Source organism: Weissella paramesenteroides, from assembly GCF_036327715.1.
GTDB lineage: Bacteria > Bacillota > Bacilli > Lactobacillales > Lactobacillaceae > Weissella > Weissella paramesenteroides.
The window spans coordinates 885,133-903,093 of record NZ_CP130559.1 but is presented as its reverse complement, the minus strand read 5'-3'; the positions used below and the strand labels follow the sequence as shown (position 1 = coordinate 903,093).

The following is a 17,961-nucleotide window of genomic DNA, read 5'->3' as shown; positions in this document are numbered from 1 at the left end:
GATACAATAAAGGTTGGAACAAAAGCAAATGTTCCAACCTTTTTTAGTTAAAAATGTCTTAATTATAAGCGCACAAATTTTATAGCATAAATAGCTTTTGTCACACTCTATGCAACGGCTAATATTAAAAATCCCAATAAGATAAAAATAATTAGCAATAATAAATTAATAGTCATTAACCTAAGCGAGAAATTGTCATTCTTCTCGCCAACTTGTCGCCGATATTGACGCCATGCCAACAAATTAGCCAATGAGGCAATAAGTGTGCCTAGCCCACCAATTGAAACACCTAGATACACTGCATAGACGCGATTAGTAAATGCACTCAATAAAACAGCTGCTGGTACATTACTAATAAATTGACTAAGTATCACCCCTGAAATAAATGATCCGTTAACCGTTTGCGTAAGTCCTTTGAATAACGAGACAATCATTGGTATGCGACTTAGTACACCCACAATTAAAAATAATTCAATAAACAAAATAATAATGCCATAGTCTACATGCAAAAAACTTTGTCTATTAATGATTAGGGTTAAGACAATGCTGACTAATAACGAGACCATAATGGGTACCAAATGTAACAAACCCGCTAAAACAACTAGACTACCAACAACTAACAAAATCGTTTGTTTGGTCCTAATAACTGGTAAATCAAGGGTTAATTGTTCTAGACTTTCTGAGCGAAAAAACAAACTACTTAGCAACACAAGCATCAAACTAATTAATCCCAGCGGTAGTGACATCTGAAAAAAGGAACCGATTTGTAAATGATAATGACTACTTAGGTAGATGTTCTGCGGATTACCAAAAGGTGTTACGGCGCTACCTAAATTAGCAAACACTGTTAATAAAATAATTGGTAGGACCGCTTTAACATGAATTTTTTGTGCAATAACTACAAAGATAGGAATAAATGTGATGATGGCCACATCGTTTGTTAAAAACATCGCACTAAAGAAAACTAATAGAAATACAGTTAATTGCACTTGCCGTGTGGTTTGGCACTTTCTAATAATTGAAATTGCGATGTATTTTAACAATCCCTCTTCTTCATATAGGTTGATGACAATCATTAATGACAGCAATGCAAGTATCGTTTGCATGTCAATGTCTTGTAACTGAATGTTGCCAAAAAACAAACTGATGATGAACAACGCTGTCGTTACCCACAATGTACGATCGTTGAGAATTTTATAAATGAGTGTCTGCATACGCTATTTTCCTTATTATTTTTAGCATAAAAAGGTTGGAACAGCTTCTTTTGTTCCAACCTTTATAAATCATTTTATTCTATCATACATGCAAGATTTAATCTCTGGCTGTCATGAAGGCACGATTCATTGGCAATCCTTGACCTGAAGCACCCTTTGTCATTAAGAATTGCATGACATCAATGTTACCGGCTTCAAATGAAGCTGCACAAGCCTGCAAATATAGATCCCACATACGAGCAAATTCTTCGCCATATTCACTAATCGTTTCATCATAAACTTTATGATAATTTTCAGTCCAGTGTTCTAGCGTTTTTTGATAGTGTCGCCGCAATGGTTCAATATCGTCCAATTGCAAGCCAGCGTCTAAGACATGTGTCACATTCTCAGCTATATTTGGAATATAACCACCTGGGAAAATGTACTTTTCAATAAATGGATCCACACCTGCCCCATAATGTTGGCCTGTAATACCATGAATTAATGCCCGACCATTTGGTACCAAATATTTCGCAACATCTTTAAAGTACTCACCCAAGTTTTCCTTACCAACATGCTCAAACATGCCCACAGACGTGACATAATCAAACTGTTGGTCAATGTCACGGTAATCCTTTAGCATAACATGTACTTTATCTTCCAAGCCTAATTCCTTTACCCGTTGCAAGGTATAGGCATATTGCTCCTCAGAAAGCGTCACACCGTAACTTTCTAACCCATACTCTTGGGCAGCAGTAATAATAAGCGTTCCCCAACCTGAACCAATATCAAGCAATGTTTTGCCTGGTTCACTATTTAACTTATCCAAAATATGATGTACTTTGGCAATTTGTGCCTCTTCAAGCGTCATATCATCACGCGCCCAGTAGGCACATGAATAAGTCATCGTATCATCTAACCATTTTCTATAAAAATCATTACCAATATCATAATGACTTTGAATATCTTCTTTAGATGTTTCTTTATCATGCGAAGAAGTAAACTTGCTGATCAATGATCCTGTGAAACCACTTTGATCGGTTAAGAAGCTATCTGCTTGTCGATACGCTGCGGTGACAAGATCTTGAATGCTACCATCAATTTCAATATCACGTTTCATATATGCTTCAGCTAGTTCTAATGTTGGCACCTTCGCCATCCGTTTTAAATCAAGCTTCTTATTGAATGTAATATGAATTTGTGGCAGCCCATCACCATAATTTTCAGTCTTGCCATCCCAGTATGTCACCATGATTGGCATATCAAACGCACTTGCAAGAAGCTTATTTAAAACCTTTTTTTGTAACATCTCTTTTCACACCTCGCAATAAAAATATACTTCTATTGTATACCCTGGTGTCAAGTTTTGCTGATTAACTGCTTTAAAAAACATTTTTATGCAAAAAAAAAGAGTATCCACAATAAAGTGAATACTCTTTTTGCTTTATGGTAAAAATTTTACCATGAAGCCTTCTTAACACCAGGAATTTGACCCTTGTGTGCCAAGTCACGGAAGTTCAAACGTGACATACCAAACTCACGCATGTATGCACGTGGACGACCATCAATCTTGTCACGACGGTGGATACGAACAGGTGAAGCGTTGCGAGGCAACTTTGACAACCCAACGTAATCACCAGCAGCCTTTAGTTCAGCACGCTTTGCAGCGTACTTCTCTACAGTTGCTTCGATCTTCTTTTCCTTAGCGATCTTTGACTTTTTAGCCATGATTACTTTACCTCCTTGAACACAGTAACGCGACGCAACTTTGGAGAATACTTCTTTAACTCCAAACGGTCTGGCGTGTTACGACGGTTCTTAGAAGTCAAGTAGATACGCTCACCAGTTTCGGCGGCTTCTAATAAAATGTTAATGCGCATTAACATAACTCCTTGAATTTATTTGTAGGGTGCCCCCTACCACTAATTTGAACGACAGGATTAGCTGCATTGGGCTAATCCCCAAGCTTGCGCCGTTACAATATAGCTAGTAAATTACAAATAATTATATTACACACATTTTCAATAAATAGCAAGCATTTTGAACCAAAAAATTAAATTTTTCTTTTGATCATTAAGATTCCGCTAGTCGCATAAAATACCAACTCAAGAATCCCATTGCCACTGCCAATATATCATTGGCCATCACATCTAAAAAGCCATGAATTGGCCATCCCAACAACGTCACGACATAAGATAGGAAATTAAATAAAACATACAGAATACCTAGTAATGTCAATGCGTTGCGGAGCGATTCGAAACGATTCTTTCTTGCTGATTTTCCTAATTGAATCATTGCAAATGCCATAATAATTATTAGCAAACCAAATACAATATCACGTATCGACACGGGTGTTGTCGTAATCGCAACGTCAATTGAAATGGGCCATACAAATTGCAACAATAGCCAAACTAACCAAGAAAGAGTTAACACCCTTAAATCTCGATCAAATGTCGCTTTTTTGGTTGCTAAGGCGTATCTAATGAGGGCAATGAGCGTAACTAATACCAAGCCACCAGCAACTAATTGTAATGTTTTAAAGACATATTCATAAGGCGTTCCCTTGGCTGTTAACATCGCCAGAGGAAATTGACTAATTTTATATGTTGGCCAAACAATTGTTCCTAAAACACTTTGTAAGATTAATAGGAGACTACCAACCATCCCCGCTCCCACAGTAATTTTTTTCTGCCACCACGGCTGCATGATGATCTCCTTATCTTGATAAATTTTTATAAATAAAAAGAGCAAAAAGCTCTTACACCAATATAACGAATTTTTTTCTAGGCAGCAAGCCTGTTTCGTTAGTCATTTAGTATGAATGCCTTTTACTCTTTTTTGTTGTTTAATGCTAGGCTGGCTCAATCTCCAAAAGTAAGTCGCCACCGTCTACCATATCTTCTGCAGATACATAAACTTGTTTGATGGTTCCATTAAATGGTGCTTGAACAGTTGTTTCCATCTTCATTGCTTCAGTAACAAGCAACGTGTCACCTTGCTTGACACTTTGACCATTTTCAACATTGACTGACAAGACACTTCCTGCCATAGTTGCACCAATTTCATGTTCATTTGATGGTTCAGCTTTTCGACGAACAACAGTCGTTGTTTGAATACTTGCATCCTGAACATCAACTTCAAGTGGTGTGCCATTCACATCAAAGTACAATGTGCGGATACCATCAACGTTTGGCTCACCAATTTCTTCAAGTTGGAAGATAACCGTTTGGCCTTCACCCATTTTAACATCAATACGCTCACCTAAGCGCATGCCTTGGAAGAAGGTTGGCGTATCTAGTACAGTCATTGGACCAAATTTATCATTATTAGCCATATAATCCAAAAAGACCTTTGGATAGAGAATATATGAAATGACTTCCTCAGCGGTTGGTTGTCGGTGTATTTTTTCTTTCAAAGCTGCTTCTTCAGTTGCAAAATCAGCCGGTGCCGTTAATTCACCCGGACGTACTGTAATCGGCTTTTGTCCCTTCAAAACAACCTTTTGCAAATCCTTTGGGAATCCTCCAACCGGCTGACCCAAATCACCAGCAAAGAAATCAATAACCGATTGTGGGAAATCAATTGATTGTCCATTAGCTAACACTTTTTCTGGCGTTAAATCATTTTGCACCATGAACAATGCCATGTCACCAACAACCTTAGATGAAGGGGTTACCTTGATAATGTCTCCAAACATCTGATTAACTGTCACATACATCTTCTTAACATCGTTCCAACGATCTCCCAGACGCAATGCCTGCGCTTGTTGTTGCAAATTAGAGTATTGACCACCCGGCATTTCAACCTCAAAGATATCCGTCTGTGTACCAGCTGTTTCGCTCATAAAGTCCCGGTAATATGGTCTTACCCCAGTCCAGTAATCATTGATTCGATTGGCTGCATGAATGTCTAATTCTGGTTGACGATCATGTCCTGTCAAAGAGTAGTAGACTGCACCCATTGATGGTTGTGATGTTGCGCCTGAGAATGCTGACATCGCAACATCAATGACATCAACCCCTGCATCAACGGCTCGTGCATAAGTGTATACACCGTTACCAGTTGTATCGTGGGTGTGTAAATGAATTGGTACATCAACCTTATCCTTCAACGCACTTACCAATTGATAAGCAGCTTCTGGCTTTAATAGTGCCGCCATGTCCTTAATGGCAATGATGTGTGCACCCGCATCAACTAATTCTTGTGCAAAGTCCGTATAATACTTTAAATTATATTTCGTTCTTGATGGATCTAAAATATCACCCGTGTAAGCCATTGCGACTTCTGCTAACTTATTATTATCGCGGACATACTGGATAGACTTTTCCATCTGTGGTAACCAGTTTAAACTATCGAAAATACGGAAGACATCCATACCATTAGTAGCTGATAGTCTAATAAATTCTTCTAGAACATTATCTGGATAGTTTTGATAGCCAACCGCATTTGAACCACGGAACAACATTTGCGTTAGTGTTCGTGGCATTTTCTTTCTCAAAATACGTAAACGTTCCCAAGGATCCTCACCTAAGAAACGATAAGCTGTATCAAAAGTTGCTCCACCCCACATCTCACTTGAAAACAAGTTTGGCAAGGCAAGTTGTGAATCAGCTGCGATTGCTGCCATATCCTTGGTACGTAATCGTGTCGCAAATAATGATTGATGAGCATCACGCATCGTTGTATCCGTCAGCAATACTTTATCCTGTTGCTTTAACCAATCAACGACACCATCTGGTCCCTTAGCATCTAAAACGTCCTTAGCCGTTACTAACTTCTCAGGTAGTGTTGTTTGCTGCGTTGGCTCATAGTGTGTTGTGGTATATATCTTTGGTCGATCACGATCTAAACCAGGGAATCCATTAACAGTCGTTTCAGCGACATACCGCAATACTTTACGCTCTGGATCTTTGTCTGGCAAGATTTCGAATAGTTCTGGATGGTTATCGACAAATGTTGTTGGTGCATCCGCTGCTCTAAATGTTGGGTGAGCATAAACGTTTTTCAAAAATGGAATATTTGTTTTGACACCACGGATAACAAATTCATTTAATGCACGTTGCATTTTATCAACTGCAGCAGCAAAATCAGATCCATGTGTTATCAGTTTAACAAGTAGCGAGTCAAAATAAGGTGTCACCGTGGCACCGGCATAAACATTTCCCGCATCCAAACGAACACCTGTACCACCTGGCGAACGATACCAGTCAATTTTACCCGTATCAGGCATGAAGTTATTTGCTGGATCTTCTGTTGTAATACGTGATTGAATGGCCACACCAACTGCGTGTAATTGATCTTGTTCAGGAATACTTAATGGTGCCTCATGCAAGCCATATCCTTGGGCAATCAATAATTGTGATTTTACAATATCAATACCCGTCACTTCTTCTGTCACGGTATGTTCAACTTGCACACGTGGGTTAACTTCAATGAAATAAAAATTATCACCTTCAACTAAAAACTCAACTGTTCCAGCACTTTGATAGTGAACGCTACGCATCAACCGTAATGCAGCATCTTGAATACGTTGGCGCATAGCCACAGAAACTGAAACCGCTGGTGCAAATTCAATAATCTTTTGATGACGACGTTGAATTGATGAGTCGCGTTCGAACAGATGCATCACTTCACCTTGTTCATCCGCCAAAATTTGAATCTCAACGTGCTTTGGATCACGCAAATACTTTTCCAAGTATATATCTGGCTTACCAAAACTTTGCTTAGCTTCAGATGCTGCACGTTCAAAAGCTTCTTTGAGCTCCTCTTCGTGTTCTACCACACGCATACCACGACCACCACCACCAGCTGCTGACTTAACAAACAATGGATAACCATGGGTCTCACCAAAAGCTAAAGCTTCAGCAACATCAGCAACGGGATGGTCTGTACCTGGAACCGTTGGCACATCAGCCTTAATTGCAATTTGTTTGGCGATGATTTTATCACCAAACATTTTTAAGTGTTCGACCTTAGGCCCAACAAATTTAATACCGGCAGCAGCTACAGCAGCGGCAAATTCATCATTTTCTGATAGGAAACCGTATCCCGGATGGATTGCGTCTACACCTGCTTGCTTTGCAATGCGGATAATATCTGCAATATCTAAATATGCAGCAATCGGTGCTTTTCCTGCACCCACCTGATAAGCTTCATCAGCCTTGAAACGATGAACCGCAAATTCATCTTCTTTTGCAAAGATAGCAACCGTCTTAATACCGAGTTCTTTTGCTGCACGTATTAACCGCACCGCAATTTCACCTCGGTTTGCAATCAACAACTTTTCCATTTGATTGAACTCCCCTTAACACCCAGATTTATGATAAACATCTCATTAAAATAACGATGTTTTCATTTAGTTTATCAGAAAAAAGCGCCACATACCACAAAATATAGTATATGACGCTTAATTTATTTTTAACAATTATTGACGATGGTTTGATTTGATTTCTTCAAATTCACCATCAAAGACATTCTCATGATGTGTTGTTTGCTGCTTAGTTTGAAAAGATGATTGATCTTGTACTCTAGCTACGACCTGCTTAATGCGCCGTGAACTCTTCCACCACCAGAGACCAATGATCAACATAATAATTAGAAAAAACATTTAATTCCCCCAATCTGATTATTAAGTATGATATCACTAATGTCTTAAATTATACTTAGCTTATTTTTCAGCATTTAAAGTCGCAATTTTAATAATTGTATCGGTTGCTTGCGCCATTACCTTCGTTGAAACATACTCATAACGTCCGTGCATATTTTCACCCCCGGCAAATAGGTTAGGCGTTGGCAACCCCAAGAAGGTGATTTTTGATCCATCCGTACCACCACGCACAGGTTCAATAATTGGCGCAATGTCCAATTCACGCATTGCTTCAGCTGCCAAATCAACTGGCGTCATATCGTCCTTAAGAATTTCACCCATGTTGTAGTATTGATCCTTTAAAGTGAGTGTAATACGATCTGTACCTAATTCACTATTCAAGCGATCAACAATTTGCCCCATCAATGCTTTACGGGTTTCAAACTCTTGTCGATCATGGTCACGAATAATATAGTCCATTCGTGCTTCTTCAGGAGTACCTGATAAGCTCAATAGGTGGAAGAATCCTTCACGACCTTCTGTTAATTCTGGACGATCGCCAGCTGGTAGCGCATTGTGCACATCAATAGCAACCTGCAAAGCGTTTACCATTGTATCTTTAGCCGTTCCAGGATGCACATTACGTCCTTGAATTTCAATAACTGCCGAAGCAGCTGAGAAAGTTTCCCACTCTAGTTCACCAAGTGGTCCACCATCGACCGTATAAGCAAAATCTGCCCCAAATTCTGCAACATGGAAATTATCTGCCCCAATACCGATTTCCTCATCAGGACCGAATGCAAATACAAGCTTGCCGTGCTTCAACTCTGGATGAGCAATGAAATATTCTGCAGCCGATACAATTTCTGCAACACCAGCCTTGTCATCTGCACCCAATAATGTTGTACCATCAGTTGTAATTAATGTATGACCCGCATATTTCTTTAATGATGGAAAATCTTCAATTGTTAGCGAGTAATCTTCGTTTAATTTGATTTCTGATTGGCCATCATAATCTGTCACAAATTGTGGTTGCACATTTTCTGAATTAAAATCAGCTGTATCTACGTGCGAAATAAACCCAATCGTTGGTACTTGCTTATCGATATTTGCTGATAATTCAGCAAATACATAACCATCAGACATTGTCCGCACATTTTCCAAACCAATCGTCTTTAATTCATTGGCCAAGTCTTTTAGGAATGCGACTTCTTTAGGATCAGATGGAATTGTCGTTGAATTTTCATTTGATTGCGTATTAATTTTAACGTAATCAATAAAACGATCAACTAAATTAGGGTAAAGTTCTTCTGTCATGTTGCACCTCTTTTTTTATTAAATATAAGTATATGGGTCAGTGTTAATTGTTGATGCAAATACATCATCTATGACCCAATTATTCTCTTGCTGCCAATCAGTAATCAAATTTACCATATGCTTTTTAGCAATCGCCTCCATATGATGATCTGGATCAATAACTACAAAATCATCAGCCAAAACATCATGTGCTGTATGATAATAAAAATCCGCTGTGACATAGGCATCAGCGCCAGCAGCGATTGCCGTTGGATAGTCATCCCCTCCGTCACCACCTAAAACAGCAATACGTTGAATTGGTCGTTGCAAATCATTTGCGATAACCCGCACAGCTTTAACCTGAAATAAATCACGTACAAAAGTTGCAAATTCTTTAACTGTTTGGGGCTTGGTTAACTGTCCAATTCTGCCAAGTCCAGTTTGACCATCAGCATTTGGTATCAATGGTTGCACATTATTAAGTTGTAATGCTGCAGCCAACCAATCGTTCATACCATTCGCGGCTGCATCCATATTAGTATGTGCTGCATAAACAACAATGCCATGCTTAATTAACTTGGCATACATGGCATTTTGTGGCACTGACAGGTCCAAATTTTTAGCGGGATGAAACATCATTGGATGATGTGCAAAAATAAAATCAACATGTCTGTCAACAGCTTCATCCACGACTTCTGGTCGAACATCTAAAGTCGTCATGATCCGACGAACTTCTTTTTGGGGATCACCCAGTTGCAAGCCAATTGGATCTTTCTCCCAGGCTAAAGACTTCGGCGCATACGTCTCAATTTGTGCCATTAATTCACATGCTAGCATACGCAATCGCCTCCATAATCGTCTGTACTTCTTTGCCATATTCTTGATAAGCGTCACTTTCTGTTTGACCAGCAGATTCAAGTTTATTCATAATATGACGAATACGTACGACCTCTCGTTGCCATTTTTCTAACCATGCTGGTGAAGGCTCCGTTAAATTGTAGGGACCAAATTTTAACTCTTGCAAAGAATAAGTTACATTTCCTGGTTCGGCAACTAATATTTCATAGTAATGACCATCATCTGCAACGACAGCTTCATCAACCAAATGATAACTATTTTCAGCTAACCACGCTCTTACCAAATCTGTATCTATATTTGGTTGTAAAACAAGCCGATGATATCGAAATTTGTCCAATTCGCCATCCGTTAAAATTTGACAAATTAAGCGACCACCCATACCAGCAATAACGACGGTATCAATTAAGTCACTTGTTTTAATTGCTGCCAATCCATTTGCTAAACGTGGCATTAGCACATCATTAAGGCGATGACGCTGTATTTCCGTTTCAACATTAGCAAGTGGACCCGGTGCAACTTCTCCAGCAATGGCAAATGAAATATGTTTATTTAATAATAAATTGGCTGGCAAATACGCATGATCTGATCCAATATCTGCCATTCGAGCGCCATCGGGAACAAAATCAGCCACTGCAGCTAAACGTTTTGACAAATGCCAAGCGTCCATTGTCCATCCTCATTTCTATATCTTATTAATTTCTAATAATCATATTATACATTTTTAAACACACCGTGACAAACAGCATAAAACACATAAAAATAGCATACATTTCCAACGATGATAACCATCATTAAAAAAGTATGCTATATCTGTATTTTTAAAATTCGTCTTGTAAAGTTGCTACCATATCATAATCTTCAGGGACTAATTTGACATATTGTTGCAAGGCTTGCAGTGCAAGTTCACGTTCACCTTCATCTCTGAAATAATAATAGGCTGGTTTCAAGAAGTCAGGCTTATCCATAAAGAATGGCAATGCTGCATGCCAATACTTGGTTGCCATTTCAAAGTCTTCTAATGCTGTATAGCTCTGTGCCAAATTCCAATAAAGCTGTGGATTTACATCAGTATCATCATCATCAAAGAAATCATTTAGCAGATTAATATTATCAATATCATTTCCCGTTTGTACCAAGAAATTAGAATAACTTGTCACAAGAACTGAATCGTCAGGGTTATTAGCTAATCCCTCTTTATAAAGCGCATTCGCTTGTTCATTCTCATCCAATTCAGCTGCAATTTTAGCACCTTCTTGGTAGAACTTGATATTAAAAGGATCAACAGCAATACCTTCTTGGTAAGTAAGTAATGCCTTTTTAGGCTCATGTGTTTGTATATAGAGCTGAGCTAATGGATCATATACACCAACGTAAGATGCATCAATATCACGCAATTCAGTAAAAGTTTTAATTGCTTTTTGTTGATTCTCCGGATTTGTGGCATAAGTCAAACCTAGCTGGAAACGCACATCTGGCGTCATATCAGCATCGTTAATTTGCTCCAAATAACCGAGCGCATTATCAAAATTACCAACTAACGCATACGCAACACCGATTCGCGATACAATATCCAAGCCTGAGAAGTAACGCTCACCATTTTTAATAAGTTGGCGATAATACGGAATTGCCGTCTGGTACTTTGCTGTCGCAAAATAAAATTCAGCGAGCGCAAATTGAATAATTGGTTCTTCTGAATCTTGTTGATATGCCGTCAGCAACTTATCTTCTGCAGCCTCTGTCAATCCCTCTGATTGATACAAATCTGCCGCAACCAATAAGGATTCAATATAAGCTGTTGAATCCTTTGAAATTTCTGACAGATACATCAATGCTTGATCTGTATTATCTTCATCAATCGCAATATCAGCCAATGATGTCCGTAATTGATCTTCATCTGGATATTTATCTAGTAATTTCTTATAGGCACGCTTAGCTTGGTTAGAAAAGCCTAACCCATAGAGTTCTTCAGCCAACGAATAAATTGTGTCATCATCATCATATCTTAAAGATGATGCAAAAGATTTCTTTGCCGCATCTAACTGTCCACTCGATAATTCATCAAGCATACGTTCTGCAAAACTTGCCATAACGCCATCCTTTCTCAGCACTTAATGTTTGTTTTTTTGTGCTTTTTGTTTTGCTTGTGCAAGCAAAGCTTGTCGTGCTGATTTTTTTTGATCAGCAGTTACCTGACCTTTTTTTGCTGCACCACGAGCAAAATCATTTGATTTAATTGTGCCTTTTCCCATAAAATTCTTCCTACTTCAATGATTCATTTGTTATTGAAACAACATTAGCGACCGCAGCTCCCTTAATAGACTTAACCTTCAGATCAACTTGATCACCTGCCTGCATTAACAGAGCAGTTTGACTTTGTGAAGGATCCAAAGTGTACAGCGTTTGATCATCGGTCAACTTAAAGACAACAACTTGTTTACTATTTAACGTCGCATTAGTATTAACGCGAGAGACTTTACCGCTAACCTTTTTGATTTTAACCTTTTGATCACTTGCAGCTGCTGATTGCACGCTACCGGCAAGGGCATTACGGTAAGATGACAGTGCGTCTGATGCATTGGCACCCTCACCAATAACATTCTGGTCAGCACCTTTAATATAGGCATACTCACGGAAACGCTCGTTATTATCCATCATCGAAACAACCCAAGTTGGAGTGCCGTCAATATTCATAATAACTGGATTCGAGCCATGCCATTTATTTTGTGGATGTAACTGCTTAGCAACTTTCATCGCACCTTCAGAATCCATGATACCAACATTTTTACCGGTATAGAACCGTAATTGACCAGTTCGTGTGTCAACTAGTGAATAGCCCTTATCCGAATCCGCATTTGAACGTACCGTTGTAAAATCATCAAAATATGCCAATGACCCATTAACATTAAACATAGGGGTCACGCCACTTTCAGAACCATTCTCAGTTGGTTTGATTTGATTCTTGTGTCGGAAATTAAATGCATATGGATTACCATATGTTCGATTCATTAAGGTTGCTGCCTCAGGTGAAACACCAACATCGACCCATTTAGGTAATTCATTTGTTTTATAAACTTTTGTTTGCCCACTGTCTGCGCTAGTAATTGCAACATGAATATTATCAAACAATAATTGACCAGCCCATCGAACACGTAATAGGGTTTGTACCCAATATGTTTTGCCATGATTATCAACTTCTAAAATTGGCTCACCAACTTGTTGATATCGTGGATTAGCCATATAAATTTTACGAGCAATACTATGCGAGAACCAACTCGTTTCAGAATAAGCCATATCATTTTTCACGAAGTGTGCTGTGTCATTAATATCAGTTGCTGAAATGATAAAATAGCCTGGTAATTCACGATTCATAAACCATGATACAAAACCATTAAATTCTACTGGCGCTACATAATATGGCTTTCCTTTAATATATTGTGCCGATAAATCACCTAATTCATACATTGACGAATCTGGCACTTGTGAGAAAGCCTTTTTCATCATATTTTTTGCTGCTTGTGCTGACAAAGCAATTGGCTGATCGTCCTTAGTCAACGGTGCTTCTTTATGGTGTTCTGCTTGGACAGAATGATACATTGGTCGCACAGTTAGTGCCTTTGATACGCCTGCAGATACTGATATACCAATAGCTACAAACGAAATAATAAATGGCCAAAAAGTAATGCCCTGTATACTAAATGAACGTTTACCATTCGTCACTCGCTCAACTAGGACAGACGATGCACCAGTAATCACCGACCAAATACTGATTAGCGTGGTTTCAATTGCCACTGGAATTACTAATTGTGATAGTGTCGGCACTGGCATCCACCAATACACAAAAATAGCATTCATGACAGTAGCAATACCAACTGCCAACCAATCTAATTTGCTAAGCCTTAATTTTTTTGCCCATAGAAACGTCACAATAGCCGTAATTTCCAGAACTAAAAATGATGTAATCATGCATTTCTCCTCATATAAAATAGATACCATAATTGTACCATAATATCAGCCTTTTTTAAGTTTCCCACCGGTATGCTATGATGAACTCAGACACTAACTTAGGAGGCTGCCATTAATGGTTATGGAACAATACTTTAAGAATTTACGTAAAAAAATTGGCCATGAAGAAATTATTATGCCAGGTGTTGCTGGTATTTTGTTTGATGAGACGCATCAAAAAGTTCTCATGGAGCAACGTGGTGACGGCGAAATCGGCTGGAGCCTTGTTGGTGGTATGCAGAATTTAGGTGAATCTGCCCCAACATCACTCATTCGTGAATATAAAGAAGAAACCGGTATTGATGTTAAAATTAAGGCATTAATTGGTGTTGATACCAATTTTCATCATACGTTCCCTTCAGGTGACAAAGCACAAATTCCAATGTTTCTTTTTGAAGTTGAAAGAGTTGGTGGTACACTCATTGCCGACGGTGACGAGACATTGTCACTAAAATTTGTTCCACTATCTGAGCAACCCAAGATGTACAACAAACAGCATCAATTAGCTATCGATCAAATTAGCAATCAAGTGCCTTATGGCTGGTACTTTTAAACGTAAATAGCGTAAGGAGAGCGAGACAAAAGTCGTTTTGAAGCCGGTGTGTAACGTAGTTTTCGTCATTTTTGGCCGAAGCAAAGCGAAGGACAGAAATGTCGTAAATTGCGTTACATTGAGGCTTCAGACTTTTGGAACGCGTTTATGCTGTCAAACTAACATGCGTTTAATTAATATCTTTTATCACAAAAATTAAAGGCTGAGACAACATCTGTCCCAACCTCTTTGTGCTAAAAATGTATTAATTATAGACTTTTATCTCTCTAAAGCATATGCATAGTCAATTTACTGCGTCCATTACCTAATTTTTTAACTGCTAACTGTTGCGGAATTTGCTGTTTCATTGACGTAACGTGCGAAATAATACCCACTAATCGGCCACTCTGCTCAACCATACTCAAAGCTTCCATAGCTTGTGAAAGTGTTTGTTCATCAAGTGAGCCAAAGCCCTCATCAATAAATAGCGCGTCAATTTTTGCACCACCTGCTCGATGCTGGACAATCTCAGCCATTGAAAGGGCAATCGAAAGCGCTGCAATGAATGACTCCCCACCGGATAGTGTACTCGTCGCTCTGATTTTACCGCCATCTTGATCATAGATGTCAATATCTAAGCCATTTTGATTTGCTCGACCTGCTTGTCGATCTGACAAAATAAATTGGTATCGGCCAGCGGATAGCACACCAATATAATGACGATTAGCATACTCTAACACATCGTATAAGAAGCGCCGTAAAATGAATGATTCGAGCCGTAATCGCTTGTCGTTGTTACCATCAACTGCTTGCACCAACGCAAATAGATCTTTACCAGCAGCTTGTTGCGCCAACCATTCATCTTGTAATTTCTGTACCGACCGCTCAATCTTTATTTGTTGATCTAATTGTGCTTTCTTAGCCGTATAATCAGCAACTTGTTGCTCAACAAAAGTTTGTTGTTCATTAACAAGTCCTTGCAATTTTTCTAAGTCAGGATGATTTTCATTACCAATTTGGTGTTGTAAATCTGCTACTTCTGAAAACAAGTTTTTGATGCTTGTCTGGTAAGCCATAATCTCATCATGCAATTGATTGATTTCGTCTGGATTTTGTTGTAAATGTGTCATCAAGTCTGAAAATGCTGTCAAATCTTTAACCGGGCCTTCATCAATTGACTCATTTAAAATCTTCTGTTCATTGACTAAATCGTCTTGAATTTGCTGTAATTTTTGCTGAACGCCTGTCAATTGTTGTTGCTTTTCCTGCTGACTATTTTCGTTAGTTAACAATTGTTCTCTTAACTTTGTCCCAAAGCCCTCATATTGTTTGATTTCAGTTTGAAGTCGCTCAATTTTTTGTTCATAGGCCATCTCCGATAGTAATCCTTCAGATGCACCAGTGAGTTGTTCAATTTCCTTAGTCAAATCCTGCTTGGTATTTTTCTGTAAGACTAGAGTCTGATTATTTCCAACTATTTTATCCTTAATTTGTTGCACTTGCTGCTGTTTCGTGACAATATCCTGTGTTAACACATCAATCTGCGCCTTAGTATCACGCATAAAGTCTAATGCCATTTGCCCAGTCTCTTTGAGTAAATTATTGTCAAAGGCAGTCGGTAATTGACCGAAAGATTGATCTAAAGTCCCCATGATCTGCTGCCAGTCAGTTTTTAATTGCTCATAAAGATGTGCTATTTCATTTTTTCGTGATGTCAACCAGACTTGTTCACTATCAATTTTAGTTAAACTAGTCTGGTGATCCGTTTTAACTTTGGCTAGCTGTGCAGTCGCTTTTCTAACTGCTAGCTCCGTCTCTTCAACCGCTTGAATGGCATTTTTTAAATCTATATATGAAATTGAACTATCCATTTCATGATCATGCTGTTGCCCTTGATAAATCTGGCCACAAATGATACAAGGCTCCCCCACCTGTAATTCTTGCTTTAGTTGCTGAATTAAGATATCGCGACGTAAAGATTGCTGTTCCTGTAATTTTTGAAGTTGCAAAGCTTGGTTATTTTCTGCCGTAGCCACTTGTCCTGCTAATTCGGTTGCTTGTGCTTTTATTTCTTTTAAAGCTATCTGTCGGGAATCATACTCACTAGTCTTATCATCCAGAGACGCTATCTGTGAAATCAACCTTGTTAAATTAATTTCATTTACGGTAATTTTCTGTTTATCAGATAAATGTTTTTGTTGTGTAACTAAGTCACTTTGGGCAGTTTGGCATTGTCCTGTTAACGCTTGTTGTGTTTGTTCTCCTGACTTTATTGCTGCAATCGCCTGTTGCAATTTTTCTTGAGCTTTCATCAGTTGACGCGATTTAGGAAGTAAATCACTTTGAATTTGTTGTAGCACTACCCGTTTCTCAGCAATGTTTTCCTGTTGTTCATTATGCTTTGCTTGCGCGTCCTTTAAACTCGATTGTTGTTGCTTTAGGACACTTATTGCTTTATCAATTTGTTGCTTATTTTCTGACGTTTCACTAAGTTGCACTTTCAATTGATCTTGCTTATCAACTATTGAACGTTGTGCTGCACCCCAACGTAACGTGCGCAACCAAACTGTTTTCTGGTCAATTTCTGGTTTAAACGTCTTTTTTTCATGTAAATCTTGTTGTCGTTTTGCTAATTGTGTATATAAATCAGCAATTCGTCGTCCATCTTGATATTCTTGCTGCACAGATTGCAATTTTTCTCGAGCAACTGCTAGCTGATTACCCTGCTCAGTTATCGTCACCCGCATATCTTTATTCATCTGAATCAAGACTGCCAATTTTTCTTCTGCAGTTGGCGCGATTGTTTCAATGTCATCTTGTGGCCAACTAATTTGATTTAGTCGTTCATTTCGTTGAAAAACAATTTTTTCCAAATTACTATCAGATATTTTTTGTTGTTGCTTTAGCTCATTAGTAAATTGATCAAAAATTGCTGTACCAAATAATTGGCGTAAAATTACCTTTTTTTCATCACTTTGAGCACTTAAAAATTCACGAAATTTATCTTGCGGTAACAAAATGATTTTGCGAAATTGCTCAGCATTCAAATGCAATAATTCTTTAATTTGGTCATTAACAACCGTCGCCTTATCTCCTAGTGCAGCAACAGGCGTTTTGAGTGTGTTATCGACTTCTAAAAGAGAAACAGTGGCTTTATGAGCGGTTAAATCCAAATCTGATTTTGCTCCCCGCTTTTTTTTCAGCATCTGTGTTGGTGTTCGTTTAATTTCATAGAAATGACCATTATGTTCGAACCAAAAAATGACTTTTGTTTCAGAAACTGTATCCGCAAATTCACTACGCATATCTTCAGGTTGGCGTTCACCAGTGCCTTCACCAAATAATGCATAGGTCATACCATCAAATATGGTTGTTTTACCAGCACCTGTATCACCTGTGATTAAGAATAATTTAGATTCTGTAAAATTCGAAAAATCAATCACTGCATGATCATACGGTCCAAAATTGTTCAACTGTAATTTTATAGGACGCAT

Annotated in this window: 15 protein-coding genes; 1 reads left to right on the top strand and 14 read right to left on the bottom strand. The window is 38.4% G+C overall.

The features are described 5' to 3' along the window. Nucleotides 1-107 precede the first annotated feature (107 nt). The 13 genes from QRX23_RS04385 to QRX23_RS04325 form a co-directional block, all read right to left on the bottom strand. Nucleotides 108-1,214 carry an SLC13 family permease gene (locus QRX23_RS04385; RefSeq protein ID WP_330156039.1) on the bottom strand — a complete coding sequence of 369 codons (1,107 nt, stop codon included), beginning with the start codon at nt 1,212-1,214 and terminating at the stop codon, nt 108-110. Nucleotides 1,215-1,311: 97 nt separating this feature from the next. Next, on the bottom strand, nt 1,312-2,502 hold the full coding sequence (locus QRX23_RS04380) for an SAM-dependent methyltransferase (protein WP_150221850.1): 1,191 nt from the start codon (nt 2,500-2,502) through the stop codon (nt 1,312-1,314). 149 nt (nt 2,503-2,651) lie between these two features. Beyond that, on the bottom strand, nt 2,652-2,921 hold the full coding sequence (rpsN, locus tag QRX23_RS04375) for a 30S ribosomal protein S14 (protein ID WP_002827333.1): 270 nt from the start codon (nt 2,919-2,921) through the stop codon (nt 2,652-2,654). Nucleotides 2,922-2,923: 2 nt separating this feature from the next. Continuing rightward, complete coding sequence (gene rpmG / locus QRX23_RS04370; protein WP_002827335.1) at nt 2,924-3,073, bottom strand: 50S ribosomal protein L33; 150 nt, start codon at nt 3,071-3,073, stop codon at nt 2,924-2,926. Nucleotides 3,074-3,266: 193 nt separating this feature from the next. After that, the gene (locus QRX23_RS04365; protein ID WP_150190733.1) at nt 3,267-3,899 is read right to left on the bottom strand and encodes a hypothetical protein; all 633 of its coding nucleotides are present in this window, start codon (nt 3,897-3,899) and stop codon (nt 3,267-3,269) included. A 145-nt stretch (nt 3,900-4,044) separates the two neighbouring features. Then, nucleotides 4,045-7,482: a pyruvate carboxylase gene (locus tag QRX23_RS04360; RefSeq protein ID WP_150221852.1), complete on the bottom strand. Its 3,438-nt coding sequence runs from the start codon at nt 7,480-7,482 to the stop codon at nt 4,045-4,047. A gap of 135 nt (nt 7,483-7,617) precedes the next feature. Beyond that, the gene (locus QRX23_RS04355) at nt 7,618-7,800 is read right to left on the bottom strand and encodes a hypothetical protein (RefSeq protein ID WP_002827338.1); all 183 of its coding nucleotides are present in this window, start codon (nt 7,798-7,800) and stop codon (nt 7,618-7,620) included. Between the two features lie 60 nt (nt 7,801-7,860). Next, nucleotides 7,861-9,096, bottom strand: coding sequence for a peptidase T (gene pepT, locus QRX23_RS04350; RefSeq protein ID WP_330156038.1), 1,236 nt, complete (start codon nt 9,094-9,096; stop codon nt 7,861-7,863). Between the two features lie 18 nt (nt 9,097-9,114). Next, nucleotides 9,115-9,912 carry a Nif3-like dinuclear metal center hexameric protein gene (locus QRX23_RS04345; RefSeq protein WP_330156037.1) on the bottom strand — a complete coding sequence of 266 codons (798 nt, stop codon included), beginning with the start codon at nt 9,910-9,912 and terminating at the stop codon, nt 9,115-9,117. Next, nucleotides 9,899-10,600, bottom strand: a complete 702-nt coding sequence (locus QRX23_RS04340) for a tRNA (adenine(22)-N(1))-methyltransferase (RefSeq protein ID WP_330156036.1) — start codon at nt 10,598-10,600, stop codon at nt 9,899-9,901. The genes QRX23_RS04345 and QRX23_RS04340 overlap by 14 nt, the downstream gene beginning before the upstream one ends. Nucleotides 10,601-10,751: 151 nt before the next feature. Then, nucleotides 10,752-12,020 carry a tetratricopeptide repeat protein gene (locus tag QRX23_RS04335; protein ID WP_164222807.1) on the bottom strand — a complete coding sequence of 423 codons (1,269 nt, stop codon included), beginning with the start codon at nt 12,018-12,020 and terminating at the stop codon, nt 10,752-10,754. 21 nt (nt 12,021-12,041) lie between these two features. Beyond that, nucleotides 12,042-12,182, bottom strand: a complete 141-nt coding sequence (locus QRX23_RS04330; protein ID WP_164222804.1) for a hypothetical protein — start codon at nt 12,180-12,182, stop codon at nt 12,042-12,044. A 10-nt stretch (nt 12,183-12,192) separates the two neighbouring features. Beyond that, complete coding sequence (locus QRX23_RS04325) at nt 12,193-13,896, bottom strand: hypothetical protein (protein ID WP_330156035.1); 1,704 nt, start codon at nt 13,894-13,896, stop codon at nt 12,193-12,195. Between the two features lie 115 nt (nt 13,897-14,011). Here QRX23_RS04325 and QRX23_RS04320 point away from each other — a divergent pair, with 115 nt between their 5' ends. Further along, nucleotides 14,012-14,488, top strand: a complete 477-nt coding sequence (locus tag QRX23_RS04320) for an NUDIX hydrolase (RefSeq protein ID WP_131473636.1) — start codon at nt 14,012-14,014, stop codon at nt 14,486-14,488. Nucleotides 14,489-14,754: 266 nt separating this feature from the next. Here the strand turns inward: QRX23_RS04320 and QRX23_RS04315 are convergent, their stop codons facing one another. Next, the gene (locus QRX23_RS04315) at nt 14,755-17,961 is read right to left on the bottom strand and encodes an SMC family ATPase (RefSeq protein ID WP_330156034.1); all 3,207 of its coding nucleotides are present in this window, start codon (nt 17,959-17,961) and stop codon (nt 14,755-14,757) included.

Excerpts from the sequence above, each read along its gene's own strand:
- QRX23_RS04385 (WP_330156039.1), bottom strand. The coding sequence starts at position 1,214 with ATGCAGACACTCATTTATAAAATTCTCAACGATCGTACATTGTGGGTA.
- QRX23_RS04345 (WP_330156037.1), bottom strand. The coding sequence starts at position 9,912 with ATGCTAGCATGTGAATTAATGGCACAAATTGAGACGTATGCGCCGAAG.
- QRX23_RS04365 (WP_150190733.1), bottom strand. The coding sequence starts at position 3,899 with ATGCAGCCGTGGTGGCAGAAAAAAATTACTGTGGGAGCGGGGATGGTT.
- QRX23_RS04335 (WP_164222807.1), bottom strand. The coding sequence starts at position 12,020 with ATGGCAAGTTTTGCAGAACGTATGCTTGATGAATTATCGAGTGGACAG.
- pepT (WP_330156038.1), bottom strand. The coding sequence starts at position 9,096 with ATGACAGAAGAACTTTACCCTAATTTAGTTGATCGTTTTATTGATTAC.
- QRX23_RS04380 (WP_150221850.1), bottom strand. The coding sequence starts at position 2,502 with ATGTTACAAAAAAAGGTTTTAAATAAGCTTCTTGCAAGTGCGTTTGAT.
- rpsN (WP_002827333.1), bottom strand. The coding sequence starts at position 2,921 with ATGGCTAAAAAGTCAAAGATCGCTAAGGAAAAGAAGATCGAAGCAACT.
- QRX23_RS04340 (WP_330156036.1), bottom strand. The coding sequence starts at position 10,600 with ATGGACGCTTGGCATTTGTCAAAACGTTTAGCTGCAGTGGCTGATTTT.
- QRX23_RS04360 (WP_150221852.1), bottom strand. The coding sequence starts at position 7,482 with ATGGAAAAGTTGTTGATTGCAAACCGAGGTGAAATTGCGGTGCGGTTA.
- QRX23_RS04315 (WP_330156034.1), bottom strand. The coding sequence starts at position 17,961 with ATGCGTCCTATAAAATTACAGTTGAACAATTTTGGACCGTATGATCAT.
- QRX23_RS04330 (WP_164222804.1), bottom strand. The coding sequence starts at position 12,182 with ATGGGAAAAGGCACAATTAAATCAAATGATTTTGCTCGTGGTGCAGCA.
- QRX23_RS04325 (WP_330156035.1), bottom strand. The coding sequence starts at position 13,896 with ATGATTACATCATTTTTAGTTCTGGAAATTACGGCTATTGTGACGTTT.
- rpmG (WP_002827335.1), bottom strand. The coding sequence starts at position 3,073 with ATGCGCATTAACATTTTATTAGAAGCCGCCGAAACTGGTGAGCGTATC.
- QRX23_RS04320 (WP_131473636.1), top strand. The coding sequence starts at position 14,012 with ATGGTTATGGAACAATACTTTAAGAATTTACGTAAAAAAATTGGCCAT.
- QRX23_RS04355 (WP_002827338.1), bottom strand. The coding sequence starts at position 7,800 with ATGTTTTTTCTAATTATTATGTTGATCATTGGTCTCTGGTGGTGGAAG.